This window comes from Sphaerisporangium sp. NPDC051017, from assembly GCF_040683095.1.
In the GTDB taxonomy this organism is placed as follows: domain Bacteria; phylum Actinomycetota; class Actinomycetes; order Streptosporangiales; family Streptosporangiaceae; genus Sphaerisporangium.
Genome location: NZ_JBFBCI010000020.1, coordinates 87,096 through 103,178, shown reverse-complemented (window position 1 = coordinate 103,178; position 16,083 = coordinate 87,096). Strand labels below are relative to the sequence as shown.

Sequence of the window (16,083 nt, the reverse complement as noted above, 5' to 3'; positions counted from 1 at the left end):
AGCCGCCGGAAGAACGGCCCAGACCGGCCCAGCGCCGGGCGGAGCCCAGTAGAACCGGCAGCGCAGACAAGAGTGGGCCTCTTTTCGGGAGATTCTCGGAAGGGGTCAAGGAGGGTGGTACCGCGGGGCTTCCTGGCCTCGTCCCTCCACGCCATGGAGAAATCAGCTCGCGTGGAGGTCCACCCCTACCATGTCTACGTCGTCGGCCCCGTCCTCACCGTCCTCACCGTACTTCAGGCCCCTGCCCCCGCAGGCCGACCTGCCGGCCTTCGAGGCCGAGGTGCTCGACCGCTGGCGTGACGGCAAGGTCTTCGAGCGCTCGCTGGAGCAGAACGCCGGCGGCCCGTCCTGGGTGTTCTTCGAGGGCCCGCCCACCGCCAACGGCATGCCCGGCGTCCACCACGTCGAGGCCCGCGTCTTCAAGGACGTCTTCCCCCGCTACAAGTCGATGCGCGGCTACCACGTCGCCCGCAAGGCCGGGTGGGACTGCCACGGCCTGCCCGTCGAGGTCGCCGTCGAGCGCGAGCTCGGCCTGTCCGGCAAGCCCGAGATCGAGGCGTACGGCATCGCCGAGTTCAACCGGCGCTGCCGCGAGTCGGTCGAGCGTCACGTCGACGCGTTCGAGGCGATGACCGAGCGCATGGGCTACTGGGTCGACATGTCCCAGGCGTACCGCACGATGGACCCGTCGTACGTCGAGGCCGTCTGGTGGTCGCTGAAGGTCATCTGGGACAAGGGCCTGCTGTTCCGCGACTTCCGGATCACCCCGTACTGCCCGCGCTGCGGCACCGGCCTGTCCGACCACGAGCTCGGCCAGCCCGGCGGGTACGAGACCGTCTCCAGCCCGTCGGTGTACGTCCGCATGCCGGTGACCGCGGGCCGCTTCGAGGGCGCCGACCTGCTCATCTGGACCACCACGCCCTGGACGCTGGTGTCCAACACCGCCGTGGCCGTCCACCCGGACGTGACCTACGTCGTGGCGTCCCGTGAGGGCGAGAAGCCGGTGATCGTCGCCGAGCCGCTGGTGGAGGCCGCCCTCGGCGAGGGCTGGACGGTCACCGAGCGCGTGCCCGGCACCGAGCTGGAGCACACGCCGTACTCCCGGCCGTTCGAGCTGGTCGACATCCCCGGCGCCCATTACGTCGTGCTCGCCGACTACGTCACGGTCGAGGACGGCACCGGGCTGGTCCACCAGGCCCCGGCGTTCGGCGCGGACGACATGACGACCTGCAAGCGGTACGGCCTGCCGGTGGTCAACCCGATCGGCCCGGACGGGCGCTTCCTGGCCACGGTCCCGCAGGTCGGCGGCAAGTTCTTCAAGGACGCCGACGAGGGCCTCACCGAGGATCTGCGCGCCCGGGGCCTGCTGTTCCGCGGCGCCCACTTCGACCACAGCTACCCGCACTGCTGGCGCTGCCACACGGCCCTGCTCTACTACGCCCTCCCGTCCTGGTACATCCGCACCACCGCGATCAAGGACCGGCTGCTCGCCGAGAACGAGCGCACGAACTGGTTCCCGGCCACGATCAAGGACGGCCGGTACGGCGAGTGGCTGCGCAACAACGTCGACTGGGCGCTTTCCCGGTCGCGGTACTGGGGCACGCCGCTGCCGCTGTGGGTCTGCACGGCCGACGAGTCGCACGTCACCTGCGTCGGGTCGCTGAAGGAGCTCGGCGAGCACGCCGGGCGCGACCTGTCGGCCCTGGACCCGCACCGCCCGTTCGTCGACGACGTCGCCTTCCCCTGCCCGGACTGCGGCGCCGAGGCCCGGCGGGTGCCGGACGTGATCGACGCCTGGTACGACTCGGGGTCCATGCCGTTCGCGCAGTGGGGGGCACCGCACGTCGACAAGGACGTCTTCGAGCAGTCCTACCCCGGCCAGTTCATCTGCGAGGCCCTGGACCAGACCCGCGGCTGGTTCTACTCGCTGATGGCCGTCGGCACGCTGGTGTTCGACCGGTCGTCCTACGAGAACGTGCTGTGCCTCGGCCTGATCCTCGCCGAGGACGGCCGCAAGATGAGCAAGCACCTCGGCAACGTCCTGGAGCCGATCCCGCTGATGGACCAGCACGGCGCCGACGCGCTGCGCTGGTTCATGGCGACCTCCGGCTCCCCGTGGTCGCCGCGCCGGGTCGGGCACGCCAGCCTGGAGGAGATCGTCAGGAAGGTCCTGCTGACCTACTGGAACACGACGTCCTTCTTCACCCTGTACGCGGGCGCAGAGTCCTGGTCGCCGTCCAAGGCGGCCGAGGCCCCGGCACCCGCCGACCGCCCGCTGATCGACCGGTGGGCGCTGTCGGAGCTCAACCGCGCCGTCGCCGACGTCACCGAGGCGCTGGAGGTCTTCGACACCGCCCGCGCCGGGCGGCTGCTCACCGACTACCTCGACGACCTGTCCAACTGGTACGTCCGCCGGTCGCGCCGCCGGTTCTGGTCCGGCGACACGGCGGCGTTCGCCACGCTGTACGAGTCGCTGGAGACGGTGACCCGGCTGCTCGCGCCCCTGGTGCCGTTCCTCACCGACTACCTGTGGGACGTGCTGCGCGCCCCCGACGCGCCCTCCTCTGTGCACCTGGCCACCTGGCCGGAGGTGGACGAGGCCCTGCTGGACCCGGCACTGTCGGAGCAGATGGCGCTGGTACGGCGGCTGGTCGAGCTCGGCAGGGCGGCCCGCGCGGGCAGCGGGGTCAAGACCCGCCAGCCGCTCGGGCGGGCCCTGGTGGGCAGCGCGCGCTGGGCGTCCCTGCCGGAGTCGCTGCGCGAGCTGATCGCCGACGAGCTCAACGTCCAGGCGCTGGAGGACCTGTCGGCGTTCTCGGCCGACCTGGTGTCGTTCACGGTCAAGCCCAACTTCCGGGCCCTCGGCAAGCGGTTCGGCAGCGGCACCAAGGACGTCGCGGCGGCCGTCACGGCGGCGGACCCGGCCGAGCTGGCCGCGCTGATCCGCGCCGGGCGGACGGCGACCGTCGTCGTGAACGGCGCGGAGGTCGAGCTCGGGGCGGACGACGTGATCGTCACCGAGCAGCCGAGGGCCGGGTGGGCCGTCGAGACCGGCGCCGCCGGGTCGGGCAGCGGCGAGACCGTGGCCCTGGACCTGACGGTCACCCCGGAGCTGTCGCGCGCCGGCCTCGTGCGGGACGTGATCCGCCTGGTCCAGGACGCCCGCAAGTCGAGCGGCCTGTCGATCACCGACCGCATCGACCTGTGGTGGACGGCCTCCGGCGACCTGGCCGAGGCCCTGCGCGCCGACGGCGGCAAGGTCGCCGACGAGGTCCTCGCGGTCAGCATGACCGAGGGCTCCCCCGCCCACGACGTGCCCGCCCACCACGACCAGGACCTCGCGCTCACCTTCCACCTCACCCGCGCCAGGCCCTGACCGCACACCCCGCCGTCCGGCGACCTCGCTCACCGGACGCGGGGCCGCCGCGATAGAGGCCCCGGAGCGTTCCGGGGCCTCTATCGCGGCGCGGTTCCTTCCGCGAGCCCGGCTTCTCCAAGGAGCGGCACCTGGAGCCGCAGGTCACCATCGGCCTGACGACTTGGCTCGACGGCCCGGGCTCAGGACTTGAGCTGGGGCTGCGGCTGGAGGACGGGCTCCAGCAGCGAATCCACCAGCCGGCGGAAGGCCCGCGCCGCGTCGAAGGACGGCGCGAGCAGCAGTTGGATGCGCAACCCGTCGACCGCACCGACGATGGTCGCCGCGATCTCGTCCTTGTCGACGTCGGCGGCCACCCGACCCTCCCGGATCCCGGCGTCCAGCGCCCGGCTCACGACGCGCCGCAGCCGCATCACCCGGGAGCGCATGTAGTCGTTGATCGGATGAGAGATGTCCAGGCTCTCGGCGAGCAGCACCGTGTACAGCCGGACCCAGCCCGGGTCGCTGAAGCGGCGCTCGATCAGCCGGACATAGCGTTCCAGGTTGTCGAAGCCGACGTCGGTCCGGCTGAGTTCGGCCATCTCGGCTCCATCCATGCCGACGCGTTCGCGGACCACGGCGAACAGCAGGGTCTCCTTGTTCGCGAAGTGATGCAGCAGCCCTGCCTTCGACAGCTCAGCGGCCTCGGCGATCGCGTCCACCGAGGTGCCGCGATACCCCCTGGTGGAGAAGAGCTCCGCGGCGGCGTCGAGGATCGCCTCGCGCATCCGCTCTCCCTTGGGGCTGTGACGGGTTCTCGTCATCGGGTCCAGTCCTTGATCAGCAACTGCCGGCGGGCACCGACTGTACCGCCGCGGGCAACGTCACGGCCGCGGAAGCGCTGTCCGGCATCCGGACAGATATTCCCCCAGTACAGGTAGGGAATATAGGTTATACTAGAACCGACCAATTGGTGGGTTTAAGCATCGTCCTCCACTCTCGCGTGAAAGGTTGGCCATGTCCGCTCCTGTCGGAGTGCGCTCACGACTCGTCCCCGTCCGGGCGGGGACCGCACCCGTGGTCCTGTTGCTCGGGATCCTGCTCATCGCCCTGGCCGGATGTGGCGGCAAGCCCGCCGCCGGCGCCGGCTCGGACTCGTCGCCGGCCACGATCACCGTCACCGACGAGCAGAAGCGTGAACTGACGCTGCCCGCCGACGTCAAGCGGGTGGTGTCGATCAACAGCTACAACACCGAGCTACTGATCGCACTCGGTGTCCGGGACAAGATCGTCGGCATCGACGACCGCAGCGTGTTCCGGGCCCCGTTCGGCCATTTCAGCAAGGACGACGTGGTCGGTGTCGACTTCGGCGCCTTCAACTACGAGAAGATCGTCGCCGCCAAACCGGACCTCGTCGTGGTCCCGCGGAACGGCGGCTGGGAGGAAGCCGCCACGAAGCTGGAATCCTTCCACATCCCGGTCCTGGTGCTGACGGTCTGGGATCCGACGATCTGGAACGACAACGTCCGACTCGTCAGCAAGATCTTCAACAAGCAGGAACAGGCCGACAAGATCATCAACTTCAGCGACAAGGTGCACGCGCTGGTCAAGGACCGGGTCAAGGGGCTGGACCGGGTGCCGGTCTACTACGAGGACTCCAAGGACTTCGCGAGCGCCGGCTCCAAGTCCGGCAAGACCGCGGCGATCACCGAGGGCGGTGGCCGCAACATCTTCGAGGACGTCGACACCAACGACGGCCTGGTGATCACCGTCGACCCCGCCGACGTGTTGGTCGCCGACCCGGACGTCATCCTGCGGGAGAACATCAGCCAGTTCCCGCCGGTCGAGCAGTCGACGCTGACCTCGACGCTGTCGGCGATGCTGCAGCGCAAGGGCTGGTCGAGCCTGAAGGCGGTCAAGTCCGGCCGGGTCACCGTCTACAACGCCGGACCGCTGGATGCCGCCGGGCGTACCTTCTCCTCGCTCTACTTCGGCAAATGGCTGCATCCGGACGCCTTCGCCGACGTCGACCCGGACAGCTACGTCGACCAGTGGGCCAAGGAGTTCCTCGGCAGTTCCTTCGACGGCTCGACCGGCTACTTCGCCGGCGCGGGGGACAAGTGACGACGCCGGCGACCGGCCCGGACGGACGCGGCGAGCTCCACCTCGCGCTGCTGATCGGCGGCGACTTCGGCGCCGGCGGCTGGCGCCGGCCGGGCAGCCGGGTCGAAGAGCTGTACGGGCTCGGGCTCTACCAGGAGCTGGCCCGGATCGCCGAGGACGCCCGATTCGACGCGATCTTCCGCGCCGACGGCCTGCATCTGGCCGGCGACATCAGAGTCCGGCCGTTCGCCCGCCCGGACTCCATCGTGCAGTTGTCCGCGTTGGCGGCGACCACGTCACACATCGGCCTGGTGGTCACCGCGTCGACCAGCTTCACCGAGCCGTACGGGCTGGCCCGCCAACTGGCGACCCTGGACCACATCAGCAACGGCCGGGTCGGTTGGAACATCGTCACCTCCAAGGGCGGGGAGCAGAATTTCGGCAAGACCTTCTCCTACGGCGACCAGCAGGACCGCTACCGGCGGGCCGACGAACACGTCCGCGTCGCGAAGTCGCTGTGGACCAGCTGGGACGAGGATGCGATCGTCATCGACCGCAGTCCGGGCGGTCTCTACGCCGACCGGGACCGGATCCGTCCGATCGACCACGACGGTGATCATTTCGCGGTCGCCGGCCCTCTGGTGGTGCCGCGGTCCCCGCAGACCTATCCGGTGCTGGCGCAGGCCGGGGCGTCGGACAGTGGCAAGGATTTCGCTGCCCGTCACGCGGAGCTCGTGTTCGTCGCGGCCACCGATCTCCGGGCCACGATCGACTACGCCGACGACCTTGAGGTCCGGCTCGGCCAGTACGGCCGCAGCCGGCACGACATCCGGATCCTGCCCGGGATCAAACCGATCCTTGGCAGCACCGAGGCGGAGGCCAGGCAGCGGTACCAGGAGCTCGCCGAGATCACCGACTGGGATTCGGCCCTGCGCCAGGTCGGGCACGAGCTCGGCCAGGTCGATCTGAGCGGTCTGCGCCGCGACCTGCCGATCCCGGCCGAGCGGTTCACGGTCGGCGTCAGTGAGCTCTTCTACCGGCAGAGCAGGCCGGAGCTGTTGCGCCGCTTCGCCCTGCAGGACGGTCACACCCTGGAGGATGTGGTCCGGGCGGTGCTGCTGGGCGCCGGGCACTACGCCTTCGTCGGGACACCCGAGCAGCTCGCCGACGAACTCGAACGCTGGTGGCGGTCGGGCGCGGCCGACGGTTTCAACATCATCCCGCCCGACATCGCCTCGGTCGCCGGATTCGCCGAGACCGTGGTGCCGCTGTTGCAGCAGCGGGGCATCTTCCGCCGCGACTACACCGCCACCACCCTGCGCGGCCATCTCGGTCTGAGGCTCGATGCCGATCGGGGCGATCGGGAGTGACGGACCGGCCGTTGTTCCTGACCGCCCGGATCAACCCGGCCGGCGGGCTACAGGCCCGCAGCATCGACGACGCACCGGCCGGAGCGGCGGAGCTGTTCTCGCCCGATCACTGGGTGGACCTCGCCGAGACGGCCCGCAGCGGCCGGTTCGCCGCCGTCTTCCTGGCCGACCAGCCACAACTGCGACTGGTCTCCGACCAGCTGCCCGAATACACCGTCGACCCGTTGCTGCTGGCCGCGGTGATCACCTCCCGGGTGCCGGAGATCTCGGTGGTGGTGACCGCCTCGGCGAACTACAACCAGCCCTACACCCTGGCCCGCCAGTTCGCCAGCGCCCATCTGCTCAGCGACGGACGGGTGGGCTGGAACGCGGTCGCCTCCCTGGATCCGGGCGTCGCGGCGAATTTCGGCGGTCCGGTCGTCGACCATGATCACCGGTACGAACGGGCCGCCGAATTCCTCGACCTGGTGCACCGGCTCTTCGGCAGCTGGCGGTATCCATGGCGGACCCGGGACGGATGGGGCGAGATCGACCCGGTCGACTGGCAGGGGCGGTACTTCGCCGTCGCCGGCCCGCTGAACGTGCCGCTGCCGCCGTACGGGCCGCCGGTCCAGGTGCAGGCCGGCGGTTCGCCCGCCGGGGTCGACCTGGCCGCGCGGTTCGCCGACGTCGTGTACGCGATCGCCCACGACCGCGGCTACGCGGCCGACTTCCGCGGCCGGCTCCGGGAGCTGGCCGCCCGGCACGGCCGGCGCGACGCCCCGCTGGTGGCACCGTTGATCAATCCCGTCGTCGTCGCCGACGAGGCGCAGCGGCAGCGGGCGACCGATGATCTGGTCCGGTCCGGTGGCCCGATCGAGGAGCAGGTTGCCCGGCTCGCCGACCGGCTCGGTCGCCGGCTGGACGGCCTGGACCTCGACGAGCCGATCGTGATCGACGACCTGGAGAGCCACCGACCGGGCCGGCCGGTGCCACAGGGTGTCGCGGCCAGCCTTCAGGACCTGGTCCGCCGACAACGGCCGACTCTCAAGGAGGCCCTGGCGGCGTCGACCACCGCACTGATCGACACCCCCGAACGGATCGCGGCGTACCTGATCGACTGGTGGCGGTCCGGGGCCGCCGACGGCTTCACGATCAACACCATCGCCGGGACCGACAATCTGCGCGACGTCGTCGAGCAGGTCGTCCCGCTGCTCCAGGACAAGGGCGTCTATCCGAGGGCATATCCGGACACGAATCTGAGAGCGAACCTGGGACTGGGATGAACATGACGACAGAGGCCGCGGTGATGACCGCGGAGGCCGCGGCGCCGACCCGCAGTCGGCGATCACGACGCCGGTACCTCCGGATCCGCGCCGCGTCGCTGATCGGGGTCACCGCCGCCACCGCCGTCCTGCTGGTCGCCTATGTCGCGGTCGGGTCGGGCGGGATCGCGATCACCGATGTCGCCCGCACCATCTGGATCGGCGGCACCGGGCGGATCATCCCCGCCGACTTCCAGCGGACCTATGACATCGTCGCCGGGCTCCGGCTTCCCCGGGTGCTGGTGGCGGCCGCCGCCGGCGCGGCCCTGTCGCTGGCCGGGGTGGTCATGCAGGCCATCCTGCGCAACCCGCTGGTGAGTCCGTTCACCCTCGGCGTGTCACCGGCGGCGGCCTTCGGGGCGGCGCTGGTGATCGTGCTCAGCGGCGGGGCCGGGAACGGGTTCCTGGCAACGGTGGCGGCCTTTGTCACCGCAGCGGCGGCAGCACTGGTCGTGCTCGGCCTGGCCCACACCAAGTCCTCCGGCCAGATCACCGCGACGGTGCTCCTGCTCGGCATCGCCCTCACCCAGCTCTTCGAGGCGGCCACCTCGGCGATGCAGTTCGTCGCCGACCAGAACACCCTGGCCGCGATCGTCCGGTGGACCTTCGGCTCGGTGAACGAGGCGACCTGGGGCGACTTCCAGGCGATCGGCATCGTCACCGTGCTGTCGGCGGTGATCATCATGATCAACGCCAAGCACCTGAACGCGATCGCCTTCGCCGGGGAGGACGCCGCCCGCAGCCTGGGCGCCAATGTCACCTTGATCCGCTTCGGGCTGATCGCGCTGAGCGTGCTGCTGGCAGCGGTGGTGGTCAGCCTCTGCGGGGTGATCGGCTTCGTCGGCCTGGTCGGACCGCACATCGCCCGGTTGATCATCGGACCGGACCATCGCCACCTGGTCCCGTTCTCGATCGTCACCGGTGCGTTGCTGCTGGCCACGGCCGACACGGTCGGGCGGATCGTGCTGGCGCCGATCGTGGTGCCGGTCGGGATCGTGATCGCCGTGGTCGGCGCGCCGCTGTTCATCTATCTGATCCTCTCCCGCAGGACGACCCGATGACCGAACTGACCGTCGACAAGATCAACTTCTTCCACGGCCGGAAACAGATCCTCACCGACATCAGCTTTACGTTGTCCGCCGGCGACTTCTGCGGACTGCTGGGACCGAACGGATCCGGCAAGTCGACGCTGACCAAGGTTCTGGCCCGGGTCCATCGGCCCCGGTCCGGGGACGTGCGCTACGACGACCGCAGCCTGCTCCGGCTACCACGCCGGGAATCCGCCCGGCTGGTGGCTTACGTGCCGCAGAGCGGTGGCGGCGAATTCGAGCTCACCGTCCGGGACACCGTGATGCTCGGCCGGAATCCGCGCATCCGGATCCGCCCGACCGCCGACGACTGGGACATCGTCGAGGACACCATCGACCAGCTCGGCCTAAGCGAATTCGCCGACCGTCAGGTGGGATCACTGTCCGGAGGACAGGCCCAGCGGGTGCTGATCGCCCGCGCCCTGGCCCAGCAGCCCAAGGTGCTGCTGCTGGACGAGCCGACCTCCGCCCTCGATCTGCGCTACCAGATCGAGACCCTGTCGCTGGTGAAGTCGATCATCGACCGGGACCGGATCATCTCGCTGATCGCCATCCACGACCTCACCCATGCCTCGTACTTCTGCAACCAGGTGCTGGTGCTCGAGGACGGCAGCATCGCGGTCGCCGGGTCACCACAAGAAGCGCTCTCGCCGGTCGACCTGTCCCGGATCTACGGCATCGAGGTGATCGCCGAACGGCGCCCGGCCCGGGTCGACGTCTTCCCCGCACTCTTCGAAACCCCAGGAGACTGACATGTCACAGACCCCATCCGCCTCACCACCCCCGTCCGCACTCGTCAGCGATCAATGGCTGGCCGATCATCTGAGCGACGATGCTCTTGTCGTGGTCGACGCCACCGTGCTGCACGAAACCGTCGACGGCGCACCACGCTGGGTCAGCGGCGCCGAGCGGTTCGTTCAGGGACACCTCCCCGGAGCTCGCTTCGCCGATCTGCTGAACGACTTCTCCGACCCGTCCGCGCCGCTGCCCCTGACCGCCCCGGCGCCGGAGCGGATCGCCGAGGCGGCGGCCCGGCTGGGCATCGACCGGGACACCACGGTGATCAGCTACGACAGCGACGGCAACCGCTGGGCCAGCCGGCTCTGGTGGTTGCTGCGCAACATCGGCCATCCGGACGTCAGGGTGCTGGACGGTGGCCTGGCGGTCTGGCAGCAGGCCGGACGGGAACTGCAGACCGGCGCGGCGGACTGGCAGCCGAAACCCGGCTACGGCCCGGTCACCCCACAAGACGTCTACCTCGACCGCGACCAGGTCAGCCGGATCAGCGCCGGGGATCGGGCCGGCACCCTGGTGCACGCGCTGGCCCGTCCGTCCTACACCGGCGAGAGCGGCGACTCGGCCCGCCGGGGACACATCCGCGGCGCGGTGAACGTCGGCTGGGAGTCACTGCTGGACGAGACCGGACGGTTGCGCCGCGGAGCCGATGCCCGGAACGTGCTCGGTCCCGCGCTCGATGCCGAGGAGCCGGTCGCCTACTGCGGCAGCGGGATCTCGGCGACGCTGGTGCTGCTGGCTCTGCACGAGGAAGGCGTCCCCGGCCGGCTGTACGACGGCTCGCTCACCGACTGGGCCGCGCACGGGCTGCCGCTGGTCACCGGTGACGATCCCCAGGGGCAGGAGGCCGCCGGACGATGAGCGATCACCCGCGGATGCTGCTCACCTTCAACATCGACACGATCGGCCATCACCACGCCGCCTGGCGCCATCCGGACACCGACCCGCGCAGGGCCAACGACTTCGAGTACTACGCGCACCTGGCCGTGCTGGCCGAGGACGCCGGCGTGCACTCGGTGTTCATCGCTGACGGGGTGTCGCACGACCCCGACAACACCCACGCCCCGGTGCTCGGGCTGGAACCGTTCACCCTCTTCAGCGCCATCGCGGCCCGGACCAGCCGGGTGGGCGTGATCCTGACCGTCTCGTCCAGTTTCAGCCACCCCTACACGGTGGCCCGGCAGTTCGCCTCGCTGGAGCACATCAGCCGGGGACGGTCCGGGATCAACATCGTCACCAGCACCGGCGACGCGGCCGCCCGGAACTACGGACTCGATCGTCTTCCTGACCACGGTGCTCGCTATCGCCGGGCCCACGAATTCGCCGACGTGATCACCGAGCTCTGGGATTCCTGGGACGACGACGCGCTCGAACTCGACGCCGGCGCCAACCGGTTCGTGCGGCCCGGTGCGGTGCGCCGTATCGACCACGTCGGCGAGAACTTCCGGGTCACCGGCCCGCTCAACTCCCCGCGCGGACCGCAGGGCCGCCCGGTCATCGTGCAGGCCGGGTCCTCCCAGGACGGCAGGGAATTCGCCTCCGGCCGGGCCGACGTCGTCTACACGATCAGCCAGTCCCTCGACGACGCCCAGGACTTCTACCGCGACATCAAGCAGCGGGCAGCAGCGGCCGGACGTGACCCGGACCGGGTCAAGGTGCTGTTGGGCATCCGGGTCCTGGTCGAGGACAGCGGCACCCGGGCCAGGGAGAAGGCAGCCGAGCTGCAGGACCTGCTGCCCTACGAGCAGAAGCTGGCCGGCATCTCCCGTATCCTGCAGACCGACCTCACCCGGCTGGCACGTGAGGAACCCGTCCCGCCGCTGCCGGAACCGACCGACCGGCACCAGTTCCAGACCCAACTGGTGATGATCAGGAAGCTGATCGACCGCGGTGAGGTGAAGACCATCGGCGACCTGATCGAACGGCTGGACGGCGGACAGGGGGTGTCCAGCATCACCGGCGACCCCGTCGAGGTGGCCGACCACTTCGAGGAGTGGTTCCGCGCCGGCACCGCCGACGGCTTCATCATCCTGCCCCAGATCACCCAGACCAGCGGGCCGAATTTCCTCAGGTCGGTGTTGCCCGAGCTGCGCCGGCGCGGACTGTTCGAGCAGTCCACCGGTGGCACCCTGAAACACCAGCTCGGCCTCGACGCCTGATCACAACCGGCCAAGATCACAACCGGCCGGAGAAGCCGGAGCGGTCCCGGCGGCTCCGGCCGGGCCGCTGCCAGAGGGCGACCGCGCGACAGCGACCAACCCGAGCGGGATCAACACCACCCCGATGATCTTGACCGGCGTGTTCGCCTTGCGCACCACCCGGCCCCTGCCCCTGGTGTCGGTGCGGTAGATCAGGTCGGGCCGCCCGTCCGGTGGACGGCCGTACGACAAGGCCGGGTTCCGCACGATCAATCCGCGCGTGGTCACCCCCGGAGGCGATAGAGCGCGTGCTTTCGTCCCAGCAGGTCGAAAGACAAGCGAACGCCGGTGATCCGCTCCATCAGGATGGACGCGTGGACGCGCCAGTCCTCCAGCAGCCCCCCTCCCGGGCCGCGGCCATCCTGAACGTCGGCGTATCTCTCGTGCAAGTGGCACAGGCCGGTGAGGTGCTTCTCGATGGGTGCCGTGTCGCCCCAGATGTCTTCTCCGTGGGAGAATCTGCACACGAGGCGCCCTTTGCGGGCGTAGTACAACCTGAACCGATACAGGGTCTCACTGCCTATCAGGCATACGGCCTCGCCGCCGGTGGAGAGCCGCTCAAGCGCCCCGAAAGCTCGATCGCCGGACAACTCCATCGCGAGGAACCAGGGCGGTTCCTCGGCCAACATCAGGAACCTTCCCAGCCTGCCCTCCTCAAGGTCCTCGTACGACTCATCGACCAGGTCTCTCAGATCGCTCACGGTGACGTCGAGCACGTCGACGTCGAGAGCTTGGACCACCTGGTCGGCCGAGGCCGCCTGGCACCAGGTCAGGCAGAGCTCTCCGAGGGAAGGGCTGCGCTCGATCAGCCCCCTGTAGTGCGTCTCGATCTCGGTGAGCAAGGTCAGGCCCCTTCCGTTGAGTGCATTCACCTCGCCCGCGCCACCGCCTGTGCGGCCCGGCACAAGCTTCCGAGGTCCTTTACAACGTAGATCTCAACGAGGGGGCCGGTCGCGGAGACCGGCCCCCTCGCCACGCGGCTACTTGGTCGTGCAGACGGTGCCGTTCAGGGTGAAGAGCGGGAGCACCTCGACCAGGCAGAAGACGCCTCCGGTCGCGGGGGCGAGCACCACTCCTCGCCAGGAAACGTCGATGCGGATGGTGCGGACGTTGGGGTCGAGCGCGCTTTCGAGCTTCTCCAGATGCAGGCCGGCATGGGTGTGATGCTCGAATTTCGCAATAGCGGCATCGACGATCGTGTGCCCCGCCGGGCTCACGCTCCAGTGGCGTGACGAGATGCGCGACAAGTTCGGCCTGGACTTCCGCATTGTGGACGCCCGGCTTCTCAAGGAGCTCCGGCGCTCTCGCGGCCTGTACGCCAACCCGTGGACGCACTTCCCCCGACTGATCGTCAGCGTCGACTGGCTCAAGCGGGAGCGCCCGCTGCGGCTGCTGCGCGACGTGCTGCCCGTCGCACCGAAGTACCCTCGCGCCTTCGACCTGCTCGTCGTGGACGAGGTGCACACCTGCGCGCCGGCGACGCGGGGGAAGTACGCCGTCGACTCCGACCGGACCGAGGCCATCAGGACCCTGGCTCCACACTGCGAGCACCGGCTCTTCCTGTCGGCCACCCCGCACAACGGGTACCAGAACTCCTGGACGGCGTTGCTCGAAATGCTGGACGACCAACGGTTCGCCCGGGGCGTGCCACCGAATCCGGAGCAACTCGCACGGGTCATGGTGCGTCGCCTGAAGCGGGAGTTACCCCCTAAATGGGATGGTTCGCCGCTTTTCCCAACTCGTGTCCTGCATTCGATTGAAGTGACGTATTCGGATGAGGAACGGGCCGCTCACCGCAAGCTCGCCCGGTACGCCCAGAGCCGCCGGGAGGTCGCTCACGGCAACGCGCAGAAGACCGCCGCCGACTTCGTGACGACCCTGCTCAAGAAGCGGCTCTTCTCCTCCCCCAAGGCCTTCGCCGAAACGGTGGAGAAGCACCTCGAAACCATGTCGGCGCGCGACCATGACGACGCCTTCCCGATCGAAGAGAGCACAGGTGGCCGGGTCCTGCGCCCGCTGATCGACCGGCTCGACGAGACCGCCGACGACGACGCCTCGTACCACGAGGCTGAACAGACCGCCCTCACGGCTGCCCGCCAGGTGCTGCCCCCGCTCACCGCGGAGGAGAGACGCCTCCTTGAGGACCTGCGCGCGTGGGCACGCGCCGCCCAGGACCGCCCGGACACCAAGTTCGAGGCGCTGCGCGCCTGGCTCGACCCGATCGTGCGTCCCGGCGGCAAGTGGAACGACGAGCGCGTCATCATCTTCACCGAGTACCGCGACACCCAGCGGTGGCTGTACGACCGGCTCCTCGGCGCCGGCTACCCGAAGGAGTGCCTCGCCCAGCTCTACGGCGGCATGGACGACAAGGAACGCGACCGGATCAAGAAGGTCTTCCGCGATTCCCCGGACCTCGACGCCATGCGCGTCCTGGTGGCCACGGACGCCGCCAGCGAGGGCATCAACCTCCAGGATCACTGCCACCGACTGCTCCACTTCGAGATCCCGTGGAATCCGAACCGGCTGGAGCAACGCAACGGCCGCGTCGACCGGCACGGCCAGCCCGCCCCGCAGGTCGACATCTTCCACTTCCTCCCGCACGGCTGGGACACCGCCCCAGAAGGATCCCTTGAGGACGAGCTGCAGTTCCTGCACGTGGCGGCCAGGAAGGTCGATCAGATCCGCGAGGACCTCGGCAGCGCGGGGCAGGTGATCACCGCCCAGGTCGAGCGGAAGATGCTCGGCAGGAACGCCGACTGGCGATCCGCCGACGTCGAGATCACCAGCCGGGTGGGCAAGGCCGAGCTCAAGATCCGCCGCGAGCTGGCCCGAGATCTGGAGAACCTCACCAATGCGCTGCACGGCAGCCGGACCAAGCTCAACCTGTCGCCGGAGACCGTCGAGCGGGTCGTCCGGACGGCGCTGCGCCTCGCGCACAACAAGGATCTAACCGAGGCCGAGCCGCCCAAGGGCCTGAACGCCCGCTGCTTCCGGCTGCCAAGCCTCCCCGGCGCCTGGGCGGCGGCCAGGAACGACGGTCTGCGCCATCCGGTCACCGGCGTGGAGCGGGTGGTCACCTTCGACCAGGAGGCCGCGGCCGAGCGCACCGACGTCGCGCTGCTCCACCTGGGCAACCAGCTCGTCCAGAGATGCCTTGAGCTGCTTCGCGCCGAGCTGTGGTCGGGCGTGGGCATCGGCGGCACGAAGCTCTCCAGAGTCACCGCCCGCGTGGTATCCGGCGACCTGCTGAGCACTCCGGCCGTGGCGGCGCACATGCGGGTCGTCGTCACCGGAGACGAGGGCACGCGCCTGCACGAACAGGTCATCGTGGCCGGCGGCACCCTGGTCGGAGGGAAGTTCACCCGGGCGCGGGCCGACGACCTGAACGACTGGCTCGGCGCCTCCACCACGGAGACGCCGGCGGCGCCGGTGCTGGACCGGCTGACCGCCATGTGGCCGGAACTGGCCGGCCGCCTCTCCTCCGCCCTTGAGGACCGGGCCAACCGCAGCAAGAACAGGATCGCCACCGACCTGGCGGAGCGCTGCGAAAAGGACGTCACGGCGATGGCGGCGGTACTGGAGGAGCTGAAACGCACCATCCGGGCGACGCTCGACGACTCCGGCTACTGGCAGCCCAGCCTGTTCGAGCTGGAAGAGGAGCGCAAGCAACTGCACAGGGACCGCGAAGCCCTCGAAGAACGCCTGGCCGCCATCCCGGAACAGCTCCGGGAGGAGACCGAGGCGATCCGCCGCCGATACGCCAACCCGGCCGTGCGCTGGTTCCCTGCCGCCGTGACCTTTCTCGTGCCCGCCGCGATCGCCAACCGAGGTATCTGATGCCCCCCCACCGCAGACCCCCCGTCCCCTCGG

At 69.6% G+C, this 16,083-nt stretch carries 13 protein-coding genes; 9 read left to right on the top strand and 4 right to left on the bottom strand.

Annotated features, from left to right (window positions below; genetic code table 11):
* The first annotated feature begins 190 nt into the window (after positions 1 to 190).
* Positions 191 to 3,376 carry an isoleucine--tRNA ligase gene (gene ileS, locus AB0M95_RS18465; protein WP_363765683.1) on the top strand — a complete coding sequence of 1,062 codons (3,186 nt, stop codon included), beginning with the start codon at positions 191 to 193 and terminating at the stop codon, positions 3,374 to 3,376.
* Positions 3,377 to 3,558: 182 nt separating this feature from the next.
* On the opposite strand, the gene AB0M95_RS18460 is transcribed toward ileS, so the two are convergent.
* The gene (locus AB0M95_RS18460) at positions 3,559 to 4,179 is read right to left on the bottom strand and encodes a TetR/AcrR family transcriptional regulator (protein ID WP_363765680.1); all 621 of its coding nucleotides are present in this window, start codon (positions 4,177 to 4,179) and stop codon (positions 3,559 to 3,561) included.
* A 193-nt stretch (positions 4,180 to 4,372) separates the two neighbouring features.
* On the opposite strand from AB0M95_RS18460, the gene AB0M95_RS18455 reads away from it, so the two are divergent.
* The 7 genes from AB0M95_RS18455 to AB0M95_RS18425 are packed head-to-tail and all read left to right on the top strand — an operon-like array spanning position 4,373 to position 12,174.
* Positions 4,373 to 5,479, top strand: coding sequence for an ABC transporter substrate-binding protein (locus AB0M95_RS18455; RefSeq protein WP_363765677.1), 1,107 nt, complete (start codon positions 4,373 to 4,375; stop codon positions 5,477 to 5,479).
* Positions 5,476 to 6,828, top strand: coding sequence for an NtaA/DmoA family FMN-dependent monooxygenase (locus AB0M95_RS18450; protein WP_363765674.1), 1,353 nt, complete (start codon positions 5,476 to 5,478; stop codon positions 6,826 to 6,828). The genes AB0M95_RS18455 and AB0M95_RS18450 overlap by 4 nt, the downstream gene beginning before the upstream one ends.
* The gene (locus AB0M95_RS18445) at positions 6,825 to 8,093 is read left to right on the top strand and encodes an NtaA/DmoA family FMN-dependent monooxygenase (protein WP_363765671.1); all 1,269 of its coding nucleotides are present in this window, start codon (positions 6,825 to 6,827) and stop codon (positions 8,091 to 8,093) included. The genes AB0M95_RS18450 and AB0M95_RS18445 overlap by 4 nt, the downstream gene beginning before the upstream one ends.
* A 2-nt stretch (positions 8,094 to 8,095) precedes the next feature.
* Complete coding sequence (locus AB0M95_RS18440; protein WP_363765668.1) at positions 8,096 to 9,193, top strand: iron ABC transporter permease; 1,098 nt, start codon at positions 8,096 to 8,098, stop codon at positions 9,191 to 9,193.
* Positions 9,190 to 9,972, top strand: a complete 783-nt coding sequence (locus AB0M95_RS18435; RefSeq protein WP_363765665.1) for an ABC transporter ATP-binding protein — start codon at positions 9,190 to 9,192, stop codon at positions 9,970 to 9,972. The genes AB0M95_RS18440 and AB0M95_RS18435 overlap by 4 nt, the downstream gene beginning before the upstream one ends.
* A 1-nt stretch (position 9,973) precedes the next feature.
* Complete coding sequence (locus tag AB0M95_RS18430) at positions 9,974 to 10,876, top strand: sulfurtransferase (RefSeq protein ID WP_363765662.1); 903 nt, start codon at positions 9,974 to 9,976, stop codon at positions 10,874 to 10,876.
* The gene (locus tag AB0M95_RS18425) at positions 10,873 to 12,174 is read left to right on the top strand and encodes an NtaA/DmoA family FMN-dependent monooxygenase (RefSeq protein ID WP_363765659.1); all 1,302 of its coding nucleotides are present in this window, start codon (positions 10,873 to 10,875) and stop codon (positions 12,172 to 12,174) included. The genes AB0M95_RS18430 and AB0M95_RS18425 overlap by 4 nt, the downstream gene beginning before the upstream one ends.
* Here the strand turns inward: AB0M95_RS18425 and AB0M95_RS18420 are convergent, their stop codons facing one another.
* The 3 genes from AB0M95_RS18420 to AB0M95_RS18410 all read right to left on the bottom strand — a co-directional run bounded on the left by AB0M95_RS18420 (position 12,175) and on the right by AB0M95_RS18410 (position 13,430).
* Entirely contained in the window at positions 12,175 to 12,441 is a 267-nt protein-coding gene (locus AB0M95_RS18420) for a hypothetical protein (protein ID WP_363765656.1), read from the bottom strand.
* Positions 12,438 to 13,055 carry a DUF6461 domain-containing protein gene (locus AB0M95_RS18415; RefSeq protein ID WP_363765653.1) on the bottom strand — a complete coding sequence of 206 codons (618 nt, stop codon included), beginning with the start codon at positions 13,053 to 13,055 and terminating at the stop codon, positions 12,438 to 12,440. Before AB0M95_RS18415 ends, AB0M95_RS18420 begins: the two co-directional genes overlap by 4 nt.
* Positions 13,056 to 13,193: 138 nt before the next feature.
* Complete coding sequence (locus tag AB0M95_RS18410; RefSeq protein WP_363765762.1) at positions 13,194 to 13,430, bottom strand: hypothetical protein; 237 nt, start codon at positions 13,428 to 13,430, stop codon at positions 13,194 to 13,196.
* Positions 13,431 to 13,449: 19 nt separating this feature from the next.
* On the opposite strand from AB0M95_RS18410, the gene drmD reads away from it, so the two are divergent.
* Positions 13,450 to 16,050: a DISARM system SNF2-like helicase DrmD gene (gene drmD, locus AB0M95_RS18405; protein WP_363765650.1), complete on the top strand. Its 2,601-nt coding sequence runs from the start codon at positions 13,450 to 13,452 to the stop codon at positions 16,048 to 16,050.
* Positions 16,051 to 16,083: the final 33 nt, after the last annotated feature.